Source organism: Persicobacter diffluens (assembly GCF_036244895.1).
In the GTDB taxonomy this organism is placed as follows: Bacteria; Bacteroidota; Bacteroidia; order Cytophagales; family Cyclobacteriaceae; genus Persicobacter; species Persicobacter diffluens.
Genome location: NZ_BQKE01000003.1, coordinates 442,023 through 464,346 on the forward strand (window position 1 = coordinate 442,023; position 22,324 = coordinate 464,346).

Here is a 22,324-nt window from a genome sequence, read left to right on the forward strand (position 1 = left end):
TTGTTGAAGCGCATCGGTTTTCAGCATTTGTGACTCCCTGATTTTCTTAACCTGCGAGCAGAAGACAAAAAAACGCTTCTACTCCATAGCATTTCATAATATTGATGTCTTTTTTAAAAAGTAAAGTCCTTATGCTGGCCATGCTGCTGATCATGGGAGCATCGGCCTGGGGGCAGACGACTTTCGAAGGGGAGCAAGTTCTTTTTAATGGAGGAACTATTGCGCTTCCAGAGAATGCACAGCACTTCTTTGAGCTGCAAAAGAAGGGCCGATCCGGCGCTGAAACCTATTACGTGATCCTGCAATTTTACCAATTACCTAACCAGCAAATGCGGGAGGAATTGAAAAATCAGGGCCTGGTACTGAATGAGTACCTGGGAAATAATGCCTATATCACGGCGGTTTCTGCTGTTCCGTCTCGCTCTGCTGAAAAGCGGATTCGATCTGTGATTAGCCTGAATGAGGTACAAAAATTAAATCCGGCGCTTCTGGAAGCGGAACTGCCACGCCATGCCTTGGCCGGAAACAATAAAATTAAACTGGAGCTGTTATATTTTTCGGATGTGGATCGGTCACAGATTCAATCTGATTTGCAACAATTAGGGGCGGAGCGTATTCACTTTTCAACCTATTTCAACCGCATTTCCTGTCAACTGAACATCAGCAACCTGCAAAAGCTGAACGATTTTTTCTGGTTGAAATACGTTACCCCCCTTGCACCAATGGCCGAAAGTGATGATCTGCCCGGTAATTTAATGTCCGGACAATCGGCCCTAAAAACACATTTGGGTGCGGACAAAACTTTAACGGGGAAAGGCATAATTCTGGGGATATGGGACCAGGATGTGGAGCACCATATGGACTTTAATGGCCGGGTGACCAATCATGAATTGGAGGATCATCTATTTGCCCACGGCAATCATGTGGCCGGAATTATGGCCGGTAAAGGTTTAGTAGATCCCCAGGCAGAGGGCATTGCTCACAATGCCAAAATTGAAAGCTTTAATTTTAATGTAGGGACCAATGGCTTGACTACCGCCGAGGAAATGATGGCTGCCGCGGATAATTTGGGCATTCATATCACGCAGAACTCCTATGGGATTCCGCACGCCGGAGGTTTTTATTGGCCCTATTTGCCCAGCGATGCTGATCTGGACCTGGTGACTTACGTCCATCCGGGCCTGTTGCATGTTTATTCTTCCGGTAATTCCAGGGGAACCGTTACCTATGGAACAAGCTCAAAATCAGCAAAAAATATATTGACGGTTGGGGCATTAACGGATATGGGGGAAATGAGCAGCTTTTCCTCCTGGGGCCCCGTATCGGATGGCCGCTTTGGCCCGCATATTTGTGCCAGAGGAACAGAAGTATACAGCTGTTCTTTTTATAATGATTATGAGCAGATGGATGGTACTTCTCAGGCCACCCCCATTGTTTCCGGTGTAGCGGCACAATTGTATGAATTGTATCAGGGAAAGTTTAACGGAAGTATGCCTTCTGCGGCTTTAATAAAGGGCATTTTATGTAATACGGCAACGGATTTGGGACCAGAAGGGCCCGATTTCGGTTATGGCTATGGGGATCTGAATGCATTGCGGGCGGTGAAGGCGATTGAAAATGCCCAATTTTGGGAACAAAGCCTGGATCAGGAGGAGGAGCAGACTTTTGACATTTGGGTGCCTAAGGGTATTCGTCAACTTAAAATAATGCTGACCTGGTCTGATGCACCGGCAGGTCCTTTTAGTGCCAAGAATTTGGTTAATGACCTTGACCTTAAAGTAAGCAAAGGGAGTCGGCGGTACTTGCCCTTGGTGTTAAATGGCGAACGCCCAGCCGATTTGGCGGTGAAAGGGGAGGATCACCTCAATAATATCGAGCAGGTAGTTATTGATGTGCCGGAAGAAGGCTATTACACGCTGGCTGTAAAAGGGTTTGAAGTGGCCAAAGGCCCTCAGGATTTTAGTGTATGTTGGGACTTTGTGGAGGAAGGAATTGATATTTTAGCACCGGTGGGAGGAGAGTCCTATGAGGCCGGTAAAAGAATGTTGGTTTACTGGACTGCCCCGCAAAACCATCAGGAGCCATTTGTCATTCAGTTTTCGGAAGATGCAGGATTAACTTATAAAACCATTGCAGAGGTACCTTCGAATGTCAGAAATTATGCTTTTCCTGCCCCGGAAGGAGCGCTGGGCAAGGCCAGAATGCGGGTTATTTCCGGGAAGCATTTTAAGAGTAGCACGGGCGATTTTTGTATCATGGGGCGGCCTGTTCTGGTAGAGGGTAGTGAAAACGCCTTAAGCTGGGAGGAGGTTGAAGGGGCGTCATCCTATGAAATATTGAAAATAGTAGGGGATCATTTAGAAGTGGAGGCAGAAATTGCGGCCACCCAATATCAGGCAGAAGATGGGTGGTACAGTGTTCGCGCCATCAATCGGAGCAAGGGCGCTTTTAGTCAGAGAGCAAAAGCCATAGACTTTCGTAAGCGGGAATATGCCTCAAATTTTCCCTTTTTAGAAGATTTCGAAGGCGGGGACTCTCCTTATATTAAGATATCGAAGTCCGAGCATGCTAACGCCACGGTAAATTTTGATACCGATCAGCAAAGCCACTATTTGAAATTTGAGGGAGGTCTTAGCGGCATGGCTTACGATGCCTCCGGTACGGCAGCTCAGGTTTGGGCCAAAAATGCGCCTTTTATTTCTATGGCAAAATTGAAAACGGAAATTCCCGATGGCCTGGAGTCCATGGTGTTATCTTTTGATTTGAAACAAAGCTCTTCGGTAGCACCCAATCAAAGTGTATTTCGAATTTATGTCAATGGCGAGGCCGTCAACGATGTGACCGGGGAAAGCTACTTTACCGGCCGTGAGGGACAGTTGACCAGCGAGGCCAGGATGTATTTTGATCTGTCTGACTATTTGGGTGGTGATATGGATATTGAGTTTCGGGCAATGTGTCGGTACCCTTCGGGTGTCATTGCCTGGGCTCCACAGGGGGATGCGGTCGGTATTGATAATATCAAATTATATGAAAAGCAGGCTTATGACTTAACGGTGGTCAATTTAAGTCATCCCAAAAGTAGTTTGCGAATGGGGGAGGGCCTTGTCGAAATGCAGGTGGCTAATGTAGGATCGCAAGCGGTCGATGATTATCAACTGTATTATAAAATTAAAGAAAATGATTTAGAAGGGACGGCAGTGGAAGAAACCCCGGGGCAATCTCTGGCCTCTTTTGAAGTGATGGAATATACTTTTGATACTAAAGGGGATTTTTCTTTGGAAGACGCCCGGTATATGGTGGAGGCAGGGATAAAGTTAGCCAACGATATGGATCAGGAGAATAATGCAATAAGTGGTAATCCCTTCTATAATTTCGGAGATATTGTGCCCATGGCGGCCCATGATTATACGCAAACGACCTTTGTGAATCAGTCGGTTATTTTCACTGATGGAGGAGGACGAGTATTCAATTACCCGGATGCTACCCATAGTATTCATACCTTTTTGCCTGCGGATCCTTCAAAGAAATTGAAAGTTAGTTTTGAAGAAATTACCCTGGAGAAGGATTATGATTATTTATATATTTATGATGGTTCAAATGTCGGAGGAGAACCTTTTGTGACCATGAATGGAGGGGCCGCCGATCATCCGGAGCTTAGCTTTATTTCCTCCGCTAACAACGGTGGTCTTACTTTCCGTTTTTATTCCGATGAAATGATCAATGAGGCAGGCTGGATTGCCAAAATTGAAGAGGTAGCGCCCACTATTGAATTTGATTTGGGGGTGACTGCTATCCTGCATCCCACCACTTCTCATGGCTTGACCGCCGCGGAGCATGTTGCGGTGTTGGTGAGTAACTTTGGAAAGCAAAAGGTAGATCAGTACCAGGTCGCTTATCAGGTAAATGACAACAGTCCGGTGGTTCTTTCGGTGAATACTCCATTGGAGCCCGGAGATCAGCAGGACTTTGAATTCCCGGAAATGGAAATATTGAACGAATTTGGTAAGCCCTATCATATAAAAGCTTATACCATTTTTGAGGAAGATGAATTAGCCAGAAACGATACCAGCAGGGTGGCCTTTCAGTCGGATTATGAAGATGCGCTAGGATTTGGAATCATCTATATTTCCAATGTTTCCATTGGAGAAATTAATCAGTCTTCCGGCGATAATATGTATGAAGACCACTCCAACCAAGAGGTGACCATGGAGTATGGTAAGGAATATTTGCTTTCGGTTACCAAGAATGATAGTTATGGAGAGGGAATGTTCTGGATAGACTGGAATTTTGACGGTGTTTTTACTGAAGAGGAAACCTATGCCTTTGAGCCGGAGGGTTCCCATGGTATGAAAGCGGTGATTACTCCTCCTTATGATGTGGAGGCCGGAAAAAAGCGATTGAGAATTCGGGTAATTTCTTTCGGATTAATGGAGCCGGTGGGCGTGAGTTTTACCGGTGAGGTGGAAGATTACACCATTAACCTCATCGGAACACCGCCAATGAATGATTTGGCGGTGGCAGCTATCGGTATGGATCGTTACCAGGCGCCGGGAGATAAAATGCTCCCCGTTACGATTTGGAATAAGGGAAAATCACGGCAAGACTACGAATTGACGCTTCAAATTAATGGAACCGAAGTTGCATCAAAATCCATCAAGGATCATGAGGCTGGTACGCAAAAAGAGGTGAAATTCTCTTCCTACCACTTCAGTGAGGGGCAATATGAGATTAAGGTTAGCCTGACGGCCCAAAATGATGAGGTCAGCGTGAATAATAGCAGGGAGCTGGAAGTTCAGGTAATGCCATTAAACACCGTATATGCTTATAACATTTTGGGTGGTGAGGGTTTAGCGCCGGGTCCCGTGAAGTTTCATTTACAAAATTTGCAGGAAACTTTTAATGTAGACAGCCGACGGAATTTTTATGTTTATGCCGGTACTATCGCTAATAATAATTGGTACGTAAGCTCCTCGGGGGGAAAATTATCCACGCTGGACGCCTTAAGCGGGGAGTTGGATTTGTTGGGGATTTCGGAGGTGGAATTTCGGGATATGGCTTATTCGGAACCGACTGGGAAGCTATATGGTAAAGCCTATTATTCTGCGGATATTCATGAGATTTCAATGGAAAATGGTCGTTCCAAAGTGGTTGGGACGCTTTCAAATGAATCGATTAAGACGATTACCGCTGATATTTCCGGTCAATTTTACGGGCTTGATGATTTGGGGAATTTATATCGACTCTATGAAGGTAGCTGGACGACTGAATTAATTGGCAATATTGGCATTTTTGTGGGCACAGCTCCTCACCCTCATCTTTTTTGGGACCATAATGAAGGGAAAATGTATCTCGCATGCCGGGATAATTTAAAGACCAGTGATTACTACCACATATGGCAATTAGATCCTGAAACAGCCACTTTGTACGATGGTGAAATTAATGAAGCTTTGAGTAAGTCCATTGGATTTGCGATGTTTTATGATGCCCCAAAAGCAAGAGGCCTGAATGAACTTAATTTGGTGAAAATTCAAGATCATTTTTCCAATGGCATTATTAATCCCTCAGCGAAAGAGGTCTTAATTTATCCCACGGCTTCCATGAATCTGCAAAATGTGCCATTGGAATTTTCTGCTTCTCCGGGGGCAAAAATCAGTTATCAGGGCCAAGAAATTAAAACCGGAGCTGCTTTTGATTTAACCCAAAATATGATCTGGGAAGTTCGTTCTATGGATGGCGTAAACACGAGCCTTTGGTCAATAAAAGTGATGGATCCATTGAATGATGGGGCCGATTTGAATGCTTATGGGATATTAGCCAAACACAATCCTTTGGTTTCCGAAGACATGGAGGGTGTTTTGGAAGCAGGCGAATGGATTATTCAGGCCAATAAGGAGGATGACCTGTCACAAACCAAGGTCTCCTTTGAAGCGGCCGTGGGAGCTCAGGTACTCATGGGAAAGGATACCCTGAAAAGTGAAAAATCCATGATTGATCATAGCAGAGGCCAATTTATGCTAAAAGTGGTGGCGGAAGATGGGGTCAGCAATCATTATTATCCGGTGGTGAGCAGGCAGGTCATTAATGATGCCCACCTTTTAAAGTCTCTGGTTATTCCAGCCGCTTTGAACGAAAATATGGAGGAAGATATGGTGGCGGTCATTGAAGGAGACAATATTTATTTTGAAGAGAATTTAACTCTAGATGATCAGGAGTACGTTATGGAATATGTGATTTCTACCGGGGCGGTCCTGACGCAGTTTCAACGCATCAAACTGAATGGTACTGATCCGATTTTGGTCAATGAGGAAAGCGCTGTGACAATAATCGCAGAGGATGGGCTTAGTCAAAAACATTACTTCTTTAGGTCGAAACAAACTTTGACAACAAGCCCTCCAGCCTCCAATAGGATAAATTGTTACCCGAATCCGGCCAATGAACAACTCAATGTTATCCATCAGGAGGCAGGAACAATAATGATAATGGAGCTTTCCGGAAGAGTTGTGTTAAAGCAAAAATTGGAAAGAGGGGAATCAAAACTCAATGTTTCCGCTTTGGAAACCGGTTTATACATCGTTCATTTTCGTGGTACCAATGGGGAATATTGGAGCACGGAACAGCTTATTCGATAAGTGGATTATTTTGGAAAGCTGCAGCAAGATTTTGTTGCAGCTTTTTTCGTTTTTGGGAGCGGGCAAAGAGCGCACTTAAAAGCAAAATTCGCGGCGAAAATTTGATTATTGCAGAAGTGATACCCGATTATTTTGAGATAATAGCATCGCTATTGTGGAGAAATTATCCAAAATCACTCCCAATAATTCGAATTTGTAGTTAGATAGTGCCTTTTAAACATATTCTAAATCTGCCGAGGAATAATACCAGTAAAATACAAAACACTCAAAACACGGCTTTTTCATAAAACTACAAATGGGCAAATTATAGGAATGATTTAGTTCCCAATGGGAGTTTATTTGATTTGAGCGCTTGTTTATGGATTAGCTTACTACCTTTTACAGTATTGACATTATGGTATAAAACCTTCCACATCAACCCTCCGGCCTTGATCAATGGGCGGATAGACAAAGGTTCTGCTGGCGACCAGAAGGCATCACAGCGACATTTCTGCAATACTTTACCAGTCTCGCGTCATCGGCAAATGTCGCCTTGATGGATTCCGTCAGCAGGTTCCTTGTCCCGCCGACATTGATCACAGCCTTGATTTTTTTGTTTCGTTTTTTATCAAGAAAAAATGAAAAAGAAACGATTAATTGTTCTATATAAGGTATTGAATGGCTGATCTAGCTTTTTATGAAAAAGCCCTGAAACTCAAAATGAATCGGCCTCATTATAATATTATTTCAAGTGGATTGCGAGCGTACCGTCTCTGTATTTAATAAATGCTATGCGCCCCCTATTTTAAGCATTCGAAATTTGATTCGGATGCTGCGTTTTTACGCACGTTCTTTTGGTTTTGCATCAGCGGTATTTGGCCATTCCTAGCGCTCGAGTTGTTGTCTGTTTTTAAAGGCAAATGCGAGCAATTGATTATTTCCGGTGACCTGCAATTTTTTACAAATATTATATCGGTGATTTTCAATGGTCTTAATACTCTTGAATAAGGATTCAGAAATTTGAGGGGATGTTTTCCCTATAGCAATCAATTGTAAAATTTGCATTTCTGTTTTGGTTAATGATTTCACCAAATCTCTATTCATTCGTATTTCTTTAATTTTTTCTTCTTGTAGGTTGATGAATTTCTCAAACTCCTTGCAGTGGTACTTGTTTCCTTTCAGGACTTCAATGATAGAGGATTGAATATCTGCCATAGCATTTTCTTTGAAGATAAATCCATTTACTTCAATATCCATAGCCTCTACCAGGGTGTTGAGATCACTGTGACTGGTAATAAAAATTATTTTACTATCTGGATTTATTTTTTTTATTTTTTTAGCCAATGTCACTCCATTCATTTTAGGCATATCAATATCAGCAATCACTAATTCCGGCTTATATTTTTGGTACAGGGAAAGGCCTTCCTCGCCGTCTCGAGCTATTCCAATAACACTTGCTCCCTCAATGGCTTTAATTAATGGCTCTAAGGCAGCACTGACGATAGGGTGATCATCTACTAAAAGCAGGTCAAATTCAGGGCTTCTATCATTCATACTGATGCATTTATCTTAATATTAGTATACTTCTCGATATAAAAAACCAAAAATAGTGGTAAATTTGAAATTGTATTAATGAATGAGTAAAAATGTCCAAATTATATTCGGTAATTTTTTGCGCAATACTATGTTTTGCTTTTATAGATAAGCGGCATAAAGCAGATGAATTAAATACAGCGTCAGAGGGCTGTTTTTATGATAATCCCGAGGAAAGTGGCGCCTTCGCCCATAAAGCGCTGCAAGTGGCGATGGAGGCAGACTATTCTACAGAGATCGTAAGAGCATACGTTAATCTTTCCCGACAATATAATTTTGTAGGTAATTACTCAAGAGCATTAGATAGCTTATATCAAGCGGTAGGATATATTAATGAAATTCCTGAAACACTGGCCAATCAATTGCTGCTTTCAATTAGTCAAACTCATATTTCCATGAACAGTGATAGTTTGACTTTAGATCAATATATCGCTTTACGCAATACGGAGGTTTATTTAGTGAAGAATTATAGTGTCTTGATGGACCTTTCCGATTACTATACGAATCATTACAATTATTTTAAAGCGAACGATAATCTGCAGAAAGCCCTGGTGTTTGCACAAACGCTTCAGGATACCGGGCGTATCGCCCAGACGCAATTGAAAATCGGTGCTTTAGCTCAAAATATCCAGAGATACGATCGGGTTCCGGTTTATTTGGCTCCTGCTTTACGCTATTTTCAACAACAAGCAGATTCCAGTCAAATGGCCTATATTTTGGGTTTGTGGGCCGATTCGCAATATGAACTCAACCATACGGCTTCGGCAGACTCCCTGTATTTATTAGCGCTACATTATTCAAAACCTGAACATGGGAATTATTACCATATGCTGATCAATATGGCCAAGGTGAATAGTCAACAAGGTAAAAATCAACTTGCTTTAGACTTTTATCAAAATGCTTTGCAGGTCATGCAGGGGAATTACAATGCAGAGAAAGCATGTGTTTTTAATGCCATTGGGAAGTTGCAATTAAGTATGAAGGCCTTTACTTTCAGTAAAAATAGTTTCGATTCTGCCCTATGGTATGCACGAAAATATCATGACTTTGAAAACCTTGAAATAGCATTGGTGGGCAAGGCGGACATTGCAGAGATCAATGGGAATTTTGAGTTGGCGGTGGAGCTCATCCGTAATTCGAAAATAGCGCAACAGCGCAGTAATGAGCAAAAGGAAATTGATGCTATTGCCCGGTCCAATGCCTATTTTGATAACCGGTTTAAGGATTTGCAAATTGTTGACCTTCGGCAGGATAAATATGTGAAAAACCTTATGCTTGACCAGCAACAAACCAAAAATGATTTTCTCCTGCTCATTTTATTTGCCTTCATTTTTGGCGTGGCTTTATTAATGTTATGGTTGGTGCAATTAAGGAAAAATACCCGACTGGTGGAGTCCAATGCGGTTATGATTAAAGCGCATAATCAGGAGCTGATGGCCATCAATGAAATGTTAGGGGAATCTCAGGAGGAGCTTTTGCGGGCAAATGGGATTAAAGACCGCATGTTTTCCATTATTGGTCATGATGCCAAAGGCCCTCTGATCAATATTCGAAATCAAATTTACGGGATTTTATCCAACCCTCAGTTAGATCGCTCCTTACTTTTAGAACTTCAGCAGGCGGAGGGGGCCGTTGATTCGGTGATCATGTTGATTAATGATTTATTGAATTGGGCATTGATGCAGGGGCAAAAGATTGTTCCCAGAAATGAAGTGGTCGATTTTCATAGTATCGTTGAGGAGAATATACGCCTTTATGAAAAGCTGATTCAAAATAAGCAGTTGGAAGTTCATTATCCCGACTTTAGTGGGGTTAAGTTGATTTCGGATGTACAGATGCTGAGCTTTTGCCTTCGGAATTTGCTATCTAATGCGGTGAAATTTACTCCCCAAAAGGGGAGGATTAAGATTGATTTTCTGGAAAGGGAGGAGGACGTTTTAATCCAGCTTATGGATAGTGGTGCTGGTATGTCAGAAGCACAATTGGCGGAAGTTTTTTCTCCTTCTGAAGGTTTTTATCCTGTTGGAGCCAAAGCCGGCGGGGTTGGGTTCGGCTTACCCATGACAGCCCGTTTTGTAGAAAGCTTGGGGGGTGAAATTTCAGGTTACTTTAATGAAGAGGGAATGTGGCTTTTTGAAATTTGTCTCCAAAGCCAGCCGGTAGGCCAACCGTTAATTTAACCGGTGATAGGAATGCTAAGAACAAGTTTAACCGCCAAAATTCTCAGCGAAAATTTCATGATTACCCAGGTGATTCCCGATTATTTTGAGAGAAAAGCATCGTTATTGTTGAGAAATAATAAGACGATTGCGATTGGCTAATAAATTTAGCGGTGAATAATTCGGGCTAACAAGTTCGCAACCATCTCCTTATTGAGTTGAAAAAAGCTACTTAAGGCGGGTTCTTAATTTTGGGCTGAATTATTCAGGTTAAGTAAGGTGTAAGGTAAAAGACCATAGCCCCCTTTTGCTCTGAAGAAAAAAAGGGATTTGGATGATTTATTGCACATTACGTATGAGTTGATAAGGGTGGAAAGCACATTTTTTTGTTTTCCATAAACACCTTAGTTTGCGGACATCAACATTTATAACTACTGTTTTGTATTGATAATGGTGGTTTTGATTAGAATTCCCACATAATATGCTTAAAATAGGCTTTGTTATTGGGATTCATAATTTGAAAAGGATAATTATTTTTAAGATACAATGCTTGGAGTAACGAAAGATAAAGAGGCCCTATTGAAAGAAGTGGAAGAACATGTAGTGGCTTTCTATAATGAGCATATTGATCAAACGGTATGTACTTTTCATAATTTTCAGCATGTATTGGGTGTAATGGAAGAGGCCCGATTGATTGGAAAACAATATGACATTTCCGAACAGGAGCTTTTTTGCCTTGAAGTTGCCGCCTGGTTTCATGATGCCGGCTACAGCAAGCAGGCCAACGGGCATGAGCGGGTGAGTCAGGAGATGGCGCGCGCTTTTCTGACCGGGAAATTACCGGAGGAAGAAATCCAGCAAATTGAAAAGTTGATCGATGCTACCCGCATGGATGCCAAGCCGGAAGGTTTATTGGCCTGTATCATGTCAGATGCGGATTTTTTTCATTTTCATCGAGATGATTTTGTACTGTATTCCAAGGCATTTATGCATGAATTGCGTGCCAAGGAAAATAAGGATTTCGAGGACAGTTATTATTGGAAAATGACCTTGAATTTCATGGAAATGCATCGTTATAAAACGGATTTTGCCCAAAAGCACTTTGCCGCCGGAAAGCGAATGAATATGGACAGGGTGCGGGAGCTGTCGAAGGGAAAAAAGGCCAAAGAAGAGAAAAAGCATAAAATTAAAAAGGAAGAGAAATTATTTAAAAAACCCTCCACAGAAAGGGGGATTCAGTCTATGTTTCGCTTGACTTCCCGAAACCAGATTAGTTTGAGCTCCATTGCCGATAATAAGGCGAACATTTTGCTGACCGTGACTTCCCTCATTGTTTCTGTTGGGGCGATGACCGGCTACCCCATGGTGCAGGAAAATAAGGAGCTTTTTATTCCTTTGATGCTCTTTTTGTTGACCTCATTAGCCACTTTGATTTTGGCCATTTTGTCTACACGCCCCACGGTGACCTCCGGCATTCCTTCTGATGAAGATCTAAAGCAAAAGAAGGTGAACCTGTTGTTCTTTGGGAATTTCTGGAGAATGGAATATGGCGTTTATGAAAAGGAGGTGAACAGGCTCATGCAGGATTATGATTCTTTATATAATAATATGATCAAGGATCAGTATTTTTTAGGGCTTGTTTTGGCGAAGAAGTTTAAACTTTTACGCCTGGCCTATACCGTGTTTATGATTGGCTTTACCTCCAGTATTTTGGCTTATCTATTTGTTTATTTTATTTGAGAAGGTCTGGCTTTTTGGGAAAAACATCAAGGAATCCCATTGCTGCGTTTCGTATTTGGTTTAGGAATGATTTCAACAGGAATCCTGTGGCAATAATTTGACCTTACTGAATGGAGCTGCCAGCGTACAGTTAGGCAAATCCTTGGATCGGAAAATAATATGCTTGTATTCAGGCTTCACGTTTTGAACATGGATTGGCAAAAGAAGCGTTTCGGAAACAAGTCCTTTATTGGTAATTTTTTTGGAAGGTGATCGCGTTTTAGGAATAGATTATTATACCTATAAAAAGAAAGACTAACGGTCATCGTTAGTCTTTTTCAATGTGTTGAATAGCTAATTTTTTTCCCTAATAATTCAGGCCTAAATCCTCGTTTAGCAGCAAGGTGGAAAAAATGAAGGCATCGTGCTCTATTTCAAGTGTTTTCCTAGCAAGCAGATGAATAATGACAAAGCAAGCTTACCCCGTTTTAGGCTGTTAACAAATTAGTATTCATAATCTTTTTGAATAGAATTTAAGTCACTTAAATCGAATTACTTGATTTAGCGGTGAATATTACGGGTTAAATCTGATGCTCGAAAATTTGACGTAGTGCTTTCCATATATCGGATTTAAAGGTTGATGTTTCCCTTCCGCTCCGTGCACATTACTCAAGGGATGATCGCCGTCTCAGGGCATCATTAGGTTTTCCTTTGGATTTATGAAGGACTTTGACTTTGGGGTCATTTTTCTCCATGTCGGCTTCCACTGCATAAATCGAAACTTCTTCTGCTTTTCCGGTTAATTTGGCCGTTTCAAGGTAAGTGAACTCATAATCTTTACCCAAAATGCCAGAGTTTCTCACAAAATCTTCGGTCACCAAAAAATGGACGTTGTATTTTTTGCACTCTTTTAATACCCGGGCAGCAGTATTGAGTACATCTCCATGATAGGCGATCTCAATTTTGATTTCCCCTACTTCGGCTGCCATTACATTCCCCGCATTGAGAGCGGCGTTAAATCGAGGGATAATGCCATATTTTTCCAAATAGTAGTCCTCCCGTTTTCTTAACTGTTCTACCATATCAAAATAAAATGCAATGCTGTGCCTGAAATTCTTGGGTTTGGCTAACCAGGTTAATACCACCTCATCTCCCACATATTGGTAAACTTGGGCACGGTGAGCAATAATCAGATTACTCATTTCGCGGAAAGCTTCCTGAAGGAATTCAGAGTATTTTTGATGGCCCAAAATCTCGGCAGTTCTAGAAGAGGATTCTAAATCTACAAACATAAAAATGCGGTTCTCCTCCTGGGGAATTCTGAATTTCCCACGGAGAATCTTTGGCATATTTCCGGGCCCCAGATAATTATTGGCAGCAATATAACTGGTGATAGCGCCATTAATCATTGTGCCGACCACGAGAAAAAACAACCAGGTGGTATTCATAACAAAATCAGGCAGCTGCTTGAAGGCTTCCCAATAGCCCATCCCATAATTAGTAGTATAATGGTAGAGGTTGGTTGCAATGGTGATTAAGATGAAGGTCAGAAAAAACACTACACCTGCCGGAATCGTGGCGCGTAAACATTCGTACCGTCTTTTGGCCCAGGTATTCACAAACTCATCCACCAGCCAGGTGAAAAATGCAATAAAACTGGCCACTCCAATGGCAATTAACTGTTTGTGCCTAAAAAACATAATGGCTTTAGATTCCATCAGGCCAACCGCTTCCGGTTCTCCTGCAAATTTTAAAAATCCAATGAGCATGATCCCCAGGTTCCAAAACACCAGCATGACCAGTAACTTGAATAAGCGGTACTGGTTGAGGGGAGATATTTTAATTAAAGACATATTCTAATAATGCTTTTCCTTTTTCAGGAAGTCTGTAAATCTGTTTCTATAAATAATGCCAATTTTGGTTAAAGCAGGATGGCCAAATAGTTGTTGAGCTGTATGGTATACAATTTATAACGGTTTTCTTTAGCGGAGAGTCAAGAATTTGACTTTGGGTCATAAATATTGTTTGTCTTTAGCACTTTATTTTGTTGTTCTTATAAATTTTATCAAGCCTTTTTGTTTGAATGCAGGGGATATTCGAGGATTTCTACCGAATTAAAATATTGTTTTGGTGACAAAACCAGTCTTTTATTACATATTGGTTAAGGGCATTTTCGTACATAGAATTGTATTTTTTGTTTACGACATGAAGATATTAAACTTCATTTCCATTCGGGCAAAAATCTCGATGAACCGGGATTATTGCAGGATGAACTGCCTCTGGATTTCTTTAATTTGTTCAAGTTTAGATTCCCTGCCTTTAAAAACTGTATTTCAAACGCCAATTTATTTGTGATCCTCCCATGCCGTATAAGGAGTTCTCTTCTCCAAAAAAGAAAAGGCCAAAAACCAGAAGCTCAAAATTGTCACTAAAAGAGGTATTGAGGTTTCCGCCTATATAGTAGGAACCATCACTGCTGTTAATAATGCTGTTTACCCCTAAGCGGGTGAGTGGACTAATTTGATACTGGGCTTCATTGAAAAAAGCAAATCTGGATAAGCTGAGGGTTTTAGGGGTAAGCTGAAAATCTCCCATAATAGGACCAATGGCAGAAGTGGCTCCCGCACTATTGTATATGGTTTCAGTATGAAGATAAAGGGAATTGGTAAAGGTATAATCCAGGGAAATATCCAGCACCAGGCTGGCTTCTTCTCCAGCATAATCCGGGATAAACCAGCTTCCTTCTCCTTTAAAGCCGGCACCGCCAATTTGCCCTTCCCAGCCCATCCCTAAGTTATAGTTTTGTCGGACATAGCCCGCCAAAAGCTGGAAATCATATTGCCAAAGGTTGAATTTGTATAAACCGGCGAAATTATGAAAGTCAAATCCGTTGGAAGGGGAGTAGACCACCTCCAAAGAGCTCACGGGCCCCAGGTATCGCCGGAGCAGAATGGCATCCGCACCAGGCCTTTCTTCATAATCAAAATCAAAGAAAGAGTAGGTGTTAAAGAGATCATTAGGGTTCCAGACCATCGATACCCCCCAATTTATTCGTTGTCTGCCCACTGTAAATTGCCAGTCACCTTTGTTGTAATCCAAATACGCCCGGTCAATTTCGGAATTAATCACATATGAACTTCCGCTGGCCCAGCTATGTGACATATTCAGGGCATATTGGTCCTGGGCTCCAAACCCCTTTTTGAAGCCGGGCACCAGTTCCGGACTAGCTCCGTAAATCATCCGGTTGCGGCCCGCTAAATGAAGGGTCAGATGATCATTGGCGTAATAGCTGAAATTAAGTCGGTTGTGGATCAGATTGTCAATGAACCACTGATCACTCCCTTCGCTCAGGCTGGCCACGGTTTGCATGTATTTGAGGTAACCGTTGGCCTGAAAATTTTCCTGAAATTTACTTTTACCTTTTTCCTGCCCTAATCCCAGCAGTGGGATGCACCAAAGAATGATAAAAAATGCGCCGGCTATTTTCTTCATAATGATGATGCCTGATTCTTTTCGGAAACCTCATCTTCGATGATTTTCCCATCATCAAAACGAATCACCCGCTTTGCCCGATCCATCACGCGCTGGTCATGGGTGGCAATAACAAAGGTGATGTTTTCTTTTTCATTGAGTTGGCGCATGATGTCCAGCAGGTCCGTGGTGGACTTGGAGTCCAGATTGGCCGTGGGTTCATCGGCCAAAATTAATTTAGGCTTGGAGGCCAGTGCACGGGCCACGGCAACTCTTTGTTGTTGCCCTCCGGAAAGCTGATTAGGCAATTTTTCTGCTTTATCGGCAATGCCTACCGCGGTGAGCAATTCAGTAGAACGGCTATTGCGTTCCACTTTGGATTTTCCCTGCAGTTCCATGATGAATTCCACATTTTCCCTGGCCGTTAACACCGGCATCAGGGAATAATCCTGAAAGACAAATCCAATATGGTCCCGGCGGAAGGCAATCATTTCCGAAGAAGAGCGTTGGTGAAGATTGGCATTGTCAATAAGAATGTCACCGCTACTAGGGGTATCGAGCCCACCCAGAATGTTTAAAAGGGTTGTTTTTCCGCAGCCGGATGGTCCGACTATGGCTGTGAACTCCCCTTTTTCGATGCGCAGATTTACTTCGTTCAAGGCCTGTACGGGAACGGTATTTTCATTATATATTTTGGAGATATTTTTTATTTCAATCATGATATTTTCTTTTTTCGTTGCTTTGTTTGGATCAGCGTTTAAGTTATCCTTTATGTCGGATAGCTTCCGAAGGGTTCATGCGAATGGCTTTAAAGGCTGGTGGCAGGGCGGATAAAATGGCGGTAGCGAGGATCATGGCCAATAGGGGAATCAGAAAGCCATCCGGTAAAGCCGGATATACGATATTACTGAAGCCGGCCATACTGCTTTCGGCATACTTCAATCCATTTTTCGCATAGTACTGAATCAGGAAAAAGCAGAAAAATCCGCCAATGGCACTGCCTATCAGAGAGAGGTAAATGGTCTCATAAAGGATCATGAGAAATACTTTGCCCCGCTCCAGCCCCACAGCCATGAGCACGCCAATTTCTCTGGAGCGTTCAAAAATGGCCATGGTCATACTGTTGAGGATACCGAATCCCAGCGCAAAAAGAATGATGCCTAGTAAAAGGTAAGATTGTACATTACCACTATTGGCCAGGGTGCTCAACTCCGGGGCCAGCGCTTTCCAGCTTTGAATGCTTAGTTTGTTATTGGCGATATGCCTTTGCAGGGAATCCGCCAATACTTCCGCATTATTCCCCCCGTTTTGCCCTTTCACTGCAATTTCATGAATAAAAGTGTAGCCACTGTTTCGCCACATATCCTCAGATTGGGTAAAGACTGTTCCTTCATCGAAATCCGGTGAGCTGGTAGCGAAAACTCCGGCTATCCGATAGGCGGTGTTGATCATTTCCTGATCCGGCCCCATATATCCAAGGACGACCTTAGATCGGATTTTGACTTTTAGTTTGTCTGCCAGGCGTTTTCCAATGACAATCTGATTTTTACGTTTTCCTTCAAAGTAATCCCCATCAATGATATAGCTTTTCATTTCGGTGACTTTTTGTTCTTCTTCGGGATCCATCCCGATGATGCGAATGCCCCGGCTGTCATTGGCCGAAGAAACCATTCCGTTTACCACTACTCGCCCACTGGCAGCTTGTACCTCCGGCATTTGTCGGCTTTGTTGGAGTATGGCATTTGCGGAGGGAATACTGTCCTTGATGTTGTAATTCATTTCAAATCCGGACTGATGTATTTGCACATGGGACAGCTCCGTATTCAGGGCCTCCTGAATTCGGGCGTCCATCATGCCGGAGATCAGCGCCATGGAAAATATGCCGGCCAACAGACCAACCGCAATAGAGGCAATCAGAATTCCGCTTCTGACTTTATTTCTCCAGATATTCCTCCAGGATATTTTTGTAATCATCATAGCTTAAGCGTGGATGGCTTCCACCGTTTTAAGTTTGGCAATATGATAGATAGGGTAGAGGGTGCAGACCAGCATGATCAGGAAGATGGCCAGGCCCTGTGGCCAGATGATGTCCATGCTGGCAGAAAAGTTGATCAGGGCCTCCATACCCATTTTCTCCATGGCTACAGCCATGTCACCAGTCAGGGGAATGGGATGTTTTTCCATATACCAGAGGATGGGGTAGCCTACTAAGACCGAGGCTCCCATTCCGAGCATGCCGATGAATAAAGCTTCTAAAATCATCATGTGGTAAATTTTACCTTTTTCCATGCCCACGGCAGTAAGGATGCCGAACTCCCGCTCGCGCTCGATGGTCATCATCAGGATGGTACTGAAAATGCCGAAAGCGATCACGATATAGAGGATGTAAACCATAATGACCCCACCGGCGCGATCGGCCTCAATCATATTTACCATTTCGGGGCTGAGTTCCTCCCAACTCATGACTTCATAATCCTCGGGGTTAAGGACTTTTCGAGCTTCTTTTAGAGTGTGGTCTATTTTTCGGATATCCGCCATATTCAGGATATAGGAGGTCAGCATTTGTGGGGCGGAGACAAATTCCTGCACCGTGGGCAGATTCATATAAATGGTCTGGTTATTCAATTGTGGATTCGGATGTCGAATAATGCCCGTAATGGCAAACAAACCTGCTGCGGTGGCACCATGATAGCCCTGTCCCAAAATGGCCAGGGTATCCCCGGGCTTGAGGTGTAAGAAATCTGCCAGACCTTCACTTACCATGATGTCGGGCCCGTTGGAGGTTAAATATTGACCTTTGACCAATTTTTGCGCTAGTTTAGATAATTGGTTTTCCCCCTCCGGTTCGGTTCCGATGACCATCACCCCTTTGGTCAGGGAATCGGTTGCAGCCATACCAAAGGTTTCCAATCGACCGAAAACTGATGAAATATTCTCTACAGCATTGATTTTGGCCCGGTTGGTAGGAATATCTTCCATCAGTTGGTTGATGGTCTTATCCGCCCAATAGCCTTGCTGGTGCACTTGGCCATAACCCATATAAAATCTGGCAGCGGTGTCGATCATTTGGTTGTAGGAGCCTTCCTGCATGGAGCGCATCAGTATGGCCAAAATGACAGCGAAAAATATGGAGGAAATACTCACCAGGGTGCGCCGGCGGTTTCTCCATAAATTTCTCCAGGCAATTTTTCTAATCATCATGATTCAGGAATTTTAGCGTACGCGTTTCATATTTTGCTGCGTGAAGAATTTTTCCGAAATCTTTTGGTTGAATTCGGCTTCATTGAGGATCATCACTGTCTTTTTACCTTCTTCCTCCGCAGGCACCATTTCTTGGCGGGAGGGAATCTGGCGGCCTCCCAGGTTTTTGATGTCGTAACCGTTTAGGGTATTGACCAGGTACATATCTTCATCGTAATTTTCCACCCGCATTTGATTGTACAAGCCATCGGTGGTCACCCACATCAATACTTTTCCCCAAACTACCGCAGCGTCTTCATGGGGAATCATTTCAATTTTGAAGCATTCCTGACCATTAACCACTTCTTTACCTTTTAATTGGTGTTCATAATCTTCCACCACCGAGGATCCCCGCATCAAATCATCATTGGTGAAATCAGAACCCATCCAGGACTGAGACATCATCGAAGGGGAAATTTTGATGGTTCTTTGAATGCTTGGGGTCCAGCTCCACATTTCTTTTTTTCGCTTCAGACTGGAAGACCCTTTGTCTTTCGCCGGAGAGGTGATTAAAACCAAAAAATACTCATCTCCGCCCATGGACCAGGATTTCATTTCCATGGTTCGGCTCCAGGTGGGGCGAACAACCTTCATGGTAATATTACTATAGGAACTTTGCCCCCTTTGCTGATCCTGCATTTTTTGAATGATTTCCTTTGCATCCTGAGCGATGGCGAGGGAAGCGCAGCAAATCAGTAAAGCTGTAAGAATAAACTGCTTAATTTTCATGGGTCATGCTTTTATATAAATTTTCAAATATACTTTCGAGAAGACTGGCCGGTTCTTCATAAAAATCATTGGCCGCAATGATGGCAAAGCCTTCGGTCGTAGACAGAATCTGATGCGCCATGATCCCGGCCGGGATATCGTTGCGCAAAATGCCTTGCTGCTGATCTCTTTCTATTGTGGTGGTGAAGCCCTTGATATAGTCCGCAAAAAATTTTTTGATGGTATAATGTACCTGCGGATATTTTTGAGCCGAAAACAGGGTGTTGGAATAAAACTCAAAGCTTTTGTCTTCCTTGTTGTTATAGTCTCTAAAAAACCGGACATATTCTCCTTTCAGGAAATCCATGGCTTCTTTCACACTTATACTTTCAAAGGGGAAATTCTGCCAGCCTTCGGCCTGTTTTTCCCAGAAATCCAGTAAACAAGCCTCGGTAAGCTCTTCCTTATTTTTGAAATAATGGTAAAAGGTACCCTTGGATAAGCCACTGGTTTTGATGACTTCATTCAGCGATACCTCCGCCAATCCTTTCTTCTCAAATAAGCCAATGGCCGTTTGAATGATATTTTTTCTATTGTCTTTTTCCACGATCTTCATTTATAAACCGACCGGTCGGTCTAAAGGTACTTATGTTTTTTTAATTTCCAATAAAAGAGCACAAAAAATCGCTTCCCTACAGTAGAGAAGCGATTTGATTTTATACTTAAACAATTGGTAAGCGTCTATTAATGCATTTTTTGAGAGTGCGTTAAAAAGTCAAAATTTTTAACGAAAATTTGGTGATTACAGAAGCCATACCCGATTATTTTGAGAGATTAGCCGCGCTAATGTGGCGAAATTACCCAAAATCGTTTCTATAAATTTTAAATTGCAGTCGGATGGTGCGGTTTAAATCACGCACTAAGGCAATTTAAGCTTGTTGATTTTTTGCAAAGGCCCCGGGCAGAGCTTTTGATGGCAAGAGGCGCATCGGTTGACCAGGCCATCAAAATAGTCCTTTTGCTCCTGTGTTATCGCAATCGGCTGTTCCTTTAAATAGCGTTGAAATTCTTTGGCCATTTCCTGATAATGGGGATCATCAGTTTTTCCCTCTTCCGTTGGCACGGCCGAGAGCAAATGGTCAATAGGTAAGTCGAAATTAACGGTTTTCCCCTGCAAAAGGGAAGCTCGCATAATTTCCAGGCTGTCGGTCAGATCCCGCATTAACCAGGCGAGTTCTGAGCCTCCATTAGGATATCGACTGGGATCTGAGCGTCTTTCGGATTTTTCTTTACCACTTTCACAGGCCACCATCACGCAGGTGAACCAAAGCAATAGCGCGATAATTTTTTTCATAGCCATTATTGAATGGTCACTCCGGAAGCCTCAAAGGTATATTTTACCTGATCTTCGGTAATAGCGGCAATTTCTTCCGCACTTTTGCCCGCATCTTCAGCATAATGCTGCAAGGTGGCCACATCGATGACTTGCTTTCTGGCAATGCCCTTCATATTGGTTTGTTTACCGGCGGCATCTTTAGGTACAAAAAAACCATAATCCTTAAACCGGACCAGGAGATTCTCCTCCCCCAAAGGCAGGGTCATCCAGCAGCCCTTCTTTTGGCAAACTTCCAAAATCTCTCCGGAAAGCTGCACTTCAACAGAGTCTTTTCCCTCCAGTAATTGCACCAATTGCTCAGGGCTTTGGGCTTCCTTTATTTCAAATTCATCCCCAAAATAGACGGTAGCGGTGGCTACCTGTTTTGTGCTTTCTTTTTTTTCTTCCTGGCAACCAAAAAGGAAACCAAATAAGCATAAGATTAGCGCCAAATAAAACTTTTTCATAGTGGTTCGTTTTTATTCAGAAAGGTAAGGCTTTTTATTTAAAGCTGATATGTGTTCTAATTGATTTTTGTCATGATTAACCATGAGAATATCCGTGTGTATACTTGTAGTTTTGTGAAACTATTTTAATCTGGTTTTAATACGATATAACATTTTTGCCTATAGAATTAATTGAATCTTGAAATATGGATCATCACCTGCTTTTTGAAAAATTAAATCACCACCTGCTTAAAATAGCGACTTCTTTAAAAAAGCCGATCTCTAATTGGAAACAGAAAGATATTCATGATTTTAGGGTATTGATTAAGCAGGAAAAGGCATATTGGTTTTTATTACAGGTGGCACTATCACAAAATATCCCTAATAAACCATGGATGGAAATTAAGCCCTTATATGCTCAATTGGGCGAAATTCGAGATGGGCAGGTAAGCCTGCAACTGCTGGATCAATATGGTTATTTTTCTAAGTGGCTTGAAAGAGATTTAATGCAGATGCAAGTCAGTCCAACTTATTTACGAAGCTTAAGGAAGCATTTAATCGATTCTACTATCTTTAATTGGGCCTATTGGAGTGAGCAATTTAAACATCAGGAACTACAACCCAGTTCAGTTATTTTTGCGATACGAAAACTGGTCCTAAAGATTAATATTTTAATCAATGCCCCTGTTGTTCAATGGCACGAGTTGCGCAAGTGCGTTAAAATGATGTTGTATATTAATCAAATAATCCCGGGTAGCTATTTTGATTATTCTAATAAAATAATAGGAGAAACTGCGAAATTATTAGGGAAATGGCAGGATATTTACGTGTTAAAATTATACTTAAATAATTTGGCCTATAATAAAAAGAAGAAAAATGATTATATAAATGAATTAACTGAGGTTTTAAATAAAGAATCCTTTAAATTACAGGCAAAGACCAATAGCATATTAAACAGTTCGAATTGGAGTCGTGCAGTTTCCGTTATTGCGATTTCTTAAAACA

The 22,324-nt window shown here is 42.2% G+C and carries 14 protein-coding genes; 4 read left to right on the plus strand and 10 right to left on the minus strand.

What is annotated here, in order from left to right; all coding sequences use genetic code 11:
- Positions 1–104: 104 nt before the first annotated feature.
- Complete coding sequence (locus AAA970_RS21170; RefSeq protein WP_338238879.1) at positions 105–6,629, plus strand: S8 family serine peptidase; 6,525 nt, start codon at positions 105–107, stop codon at positions 6,627–6,629.
- An 864-nt stretch (positions 6,630–7,493) separates the two neighbouring features.
- On the opposite strand, the gene AAA970_RS21175 is transcribed toward AAA970_RS21170, so the two are convergent.
- A complete protein-coding gene (locus AAA970_RS21175) occupies positions 7,494–8,162 on the minus strand; it encodes a response regulator (protein WP_338238880.1) in 669 nt (222 codons plus the stop codon).
- A 92-nt stretch (positions 8,163–8,254) separates the two neighbouring features.
- On the opposite strand from AAA970_RS21175, the gene AAA970_RS21180 reads away from it, so the two are divergent.
- Both AAA970_RS21180 and AAA970_RS21185 read left to right on the plus strand, forming a co-directional pair.
- Positions 8,255–10,381, plus strand: coding sequence for a HAMP domain-containing sensor histidine kinase (locus AAA970_RS21180; RefSeq protein ID WP_338238881.1), 2,127 nt, complete (start codon positions 8,255–8,257; stop codon positions 10,379–10,381).
- Between the two features lie 525 nt (positions 10,382–10,906).
- Complete coding sequence (locus tag AAA970_RS21185) at positions 10,907–12,100, plus strand: Pycsar system effector family protein (protein ID WP_338238882.1); 1,194 nt, start codon at positions 10,907–10,909, stop codon at positions 12,098–12,100.
- Between the two features lie 644 nt (positions 12,101–12,744).
- On the opposite strand, the gene AAA970_RS21190 is transcribed toward AAA970_RS21185, so the two are convergent.
- The 9 genes from AAA970_RS21190 to AAA970_RS21230 form a co-directional block, all read right to left on the minus strand.
- Complete coding sequence (locus tag AAA970_RS21190) at positions 12,745–13,932, minus strand: adenylate/guanylate cyclase domain-containing protein (protein WP_338238883.1); 1,188 nt, start codon at positions 13,930–13,932, stop codon at positions 12,745–12,747.
- 466 nt (positions 13,933–14,398) lie between these two features.
- Positions 14,399–15,571 (minus strand): hypothetical protein, encoded by a 1,173-nt coding sequence (locus tag AAA970_RS21195; RefSeq protein ID WP_338238884.1) that lies wholly within the window; start codon positions 15,569–15,571, stop codon positions 14,399–14,401.
- Complete coding sequence (locus AAA970_RS21200; protein WP_338238885.1) at positions 15,568–16,269, minus strand: ABC transporter ATP-binding protein; 702 nt, start codon at positions 16,267–16,269, stop codon at positions 15,568–15,570. The genes AAA970_RS21195 and AAA970_RS21200 overlap by 4 nt, the downstream gene beginning before the upstream one ends.
- A 43-nt stretch (positions 16,270–16,312) precedes the next feature.
- On the minus strand, positions 16,313–17,527 hold the full coding sequence (locus tag AAA970_RS21205; RefSeq protein ID WP_338238886.1) for an ABC transporter permease: 1,215 nt from the start codon (positions 17,525–17,527) through the stop codon (positions 16,313–16,315).
- Between the two features lie 3 nt (positions 17,528–17,530).
- On the minus strand, positions 17,531–18,751 hold the full coding sequence (locus tag AAA970_RS21210) for an ABC transporter permease (protein WP_338238887.1): 1,221 nt from the start codon (positions 18,749–18,751) through the stop codon (positions 17,531–17,533).
- 12 nt (positions 18,752–18,763) lie between these two features.
- Positions 18,764–19,519, minus strand: a complete 756-nt coding sequence (locus AAA970_RS21215; protein ID WP_338238888.1) for an outer membrane lipoprotein-sorting protein — start codon at positions 19,517–19,519, stop codon at positions 18,764–18,766.
- Positions 19,509–20,114: a TetR/AcrR family transcriptional regulator gene (locus tag AAA970_RS21220; protein ID WP_338238889.1), complete on the minus strand. Its 606-nt coding sequence runs from the start codon at positions 20,112–20,114 to the stop codon at positions 19,509–19,511. Before AAA970_RS21220 ends, AAA970_RS21215 begins: the two co-directional genes overlap by 11 nt.
- A gap of 303 nt (positions 20,115–20,417) precedes the next feature.
- Positions 20,418–20,852 carry a hypothetical protein gene (locus AAA970_RS21225; protein ID WP_338238890.1) on the minus strand — a complete coding sequence of 145 codons (435 nt, stop codon included), beginning with the start codon at positions 20,850–20,852 and terminating at the stop codon, positions 20,418–20,420.
- Positions 20,853–20,857: 5 nt separating this feature from the next.
- Complete coding sequence (locus AAA970_RS21230; protein ID WP_338238891.1) at positions 20,858–21,340, minus strand: DUF4920 domain-containing protein; 483 nt, start codon at positions 21,338–21,340, stop codon at positions 20,858–20,860.
- A 185-nt stretch (positions 21,341–21,525) separates the two neighbouring features.
- Here AAA970_RS21230 and AAA970_RS21235 point away from each other — a divergent pair, with 185 nt between their 5' ends.
- The gene (locus tag AAA970_RS21235; RefSeq protein ID WP_338238892.1) at positions 21,526–22,320 is read left to right on the plus strand and encodes a CHAD domain-containing protein; all 795 of its coding nucleotides are present in this window, start codon (positions 21,526–21,528) and stop codon (positions 22,318–22,320) included.
- The last annotated feature ends 4 nt before the right edge of the window (positions 22,321–22,324 follow it).

Excerpts from the sequence above, each read along its gene's own strand:
- AAA970_RS21190 (WP_338238883.1), bottom strand. The coding sequence starts at position 13,932 with ATGTCTTTAATTAAAATATCTCCCCTCAACCAGTACCGCTTATTCAAG.
- AAA970_RS21175 (WP_338238880.1), bottom strand. The coding sequence starts at position 8,162 with ATGAATGATAGAAGCCCTGAATTTGACCTGCTTTTAGTAGATGATCAC.
- AAA970_RS21180 (WP_338238881.1), top strand. The coding sequence starts at position 8,255 with ATGTCCAAATTATATTCGGTAATTTTTTGCGCAATACTATGTTTTGCT.
- AAA970_RS21230 (WP_338238891.1), bottom strand. The coding sequence starts at position 21,340 with ATGAAAAAGTTTTATTTGGCGCTAATCTTATGCTTATTTGGTTTCCTT.
- AAA970_RS21185 (WP_338238882.1), top strand. The coding sequence starts at position 10,907 with ATGCTTGGAGTAACGAAAGATAAAGAGGCCCTATTGAAAGAAGTGGAA.
- AAA970_RS21220 (WP_338238889.1), bottom strand. The coding sequence starts at position 20,114 with ATGAAGATCGTGGAAAAAGACAATAGAAAAAATATCATTCAAACGGCC.
- AAA970_RS21195 (WP_338238884.1), bottom strand. The coding sequence starts at position 15,571 with ATGAAGAAAATAGCCGGCGCATTTTTTATCATTCTTTGGTGCATCCCA.
- AAA970_RS21225 (WP_338238890.1), bottom strand. The coding sequence starts at position 20,852 with ATGAAAAAAATTATCGCGCTATTGCTTTGGTTCACCTGCGTGATGGTG.
- AAA970_RS21200 (WP_338238885.1), bottom strand. The coding sequence starts at position 16,269 with ATGATTGAAATAAAAAATATCTCCAAAATATATAATGAAAATACCGTT.
- AAA970_RS21215 (WP_338238888.1), bottom strand. The coding sequence starts at position 19,519 with ATGAAAATTAAGCAGTTTATTCTTACAGCTTTACTGATTTGCTGCGCT.
- AAA970_RS21205 (WP_338238886.1), bottom strand. The coding sequence starts at position 17,527 with ATGATGATTACAAAAATATCCTGGAGGAATATCTGGAGAAATAAAGTC.
- AAA970_RS21170 (WP_338238879.1), top strand. The coding sequence starts at position 105 with ATGTCTTTTTTAAAAAGTAAAGTCCTTATGCTGGCCATGCTGCTGATC.
- AAA970_RS21235 (WP_338238892.1), top strand. The coding sequence starts at position 21,526 with ATGGATCATCACCTGCTTTTTGAAAAATTAAATCACCACCTGCTTAAA.
- AAA970_RS21210 (WP_338238887.1), bottom strand. The coding sequence starts at position 18,751 with ATGATGATTAGAAAAATTGCCTGGAGAAATTTATGGAGAAACCGCCGG.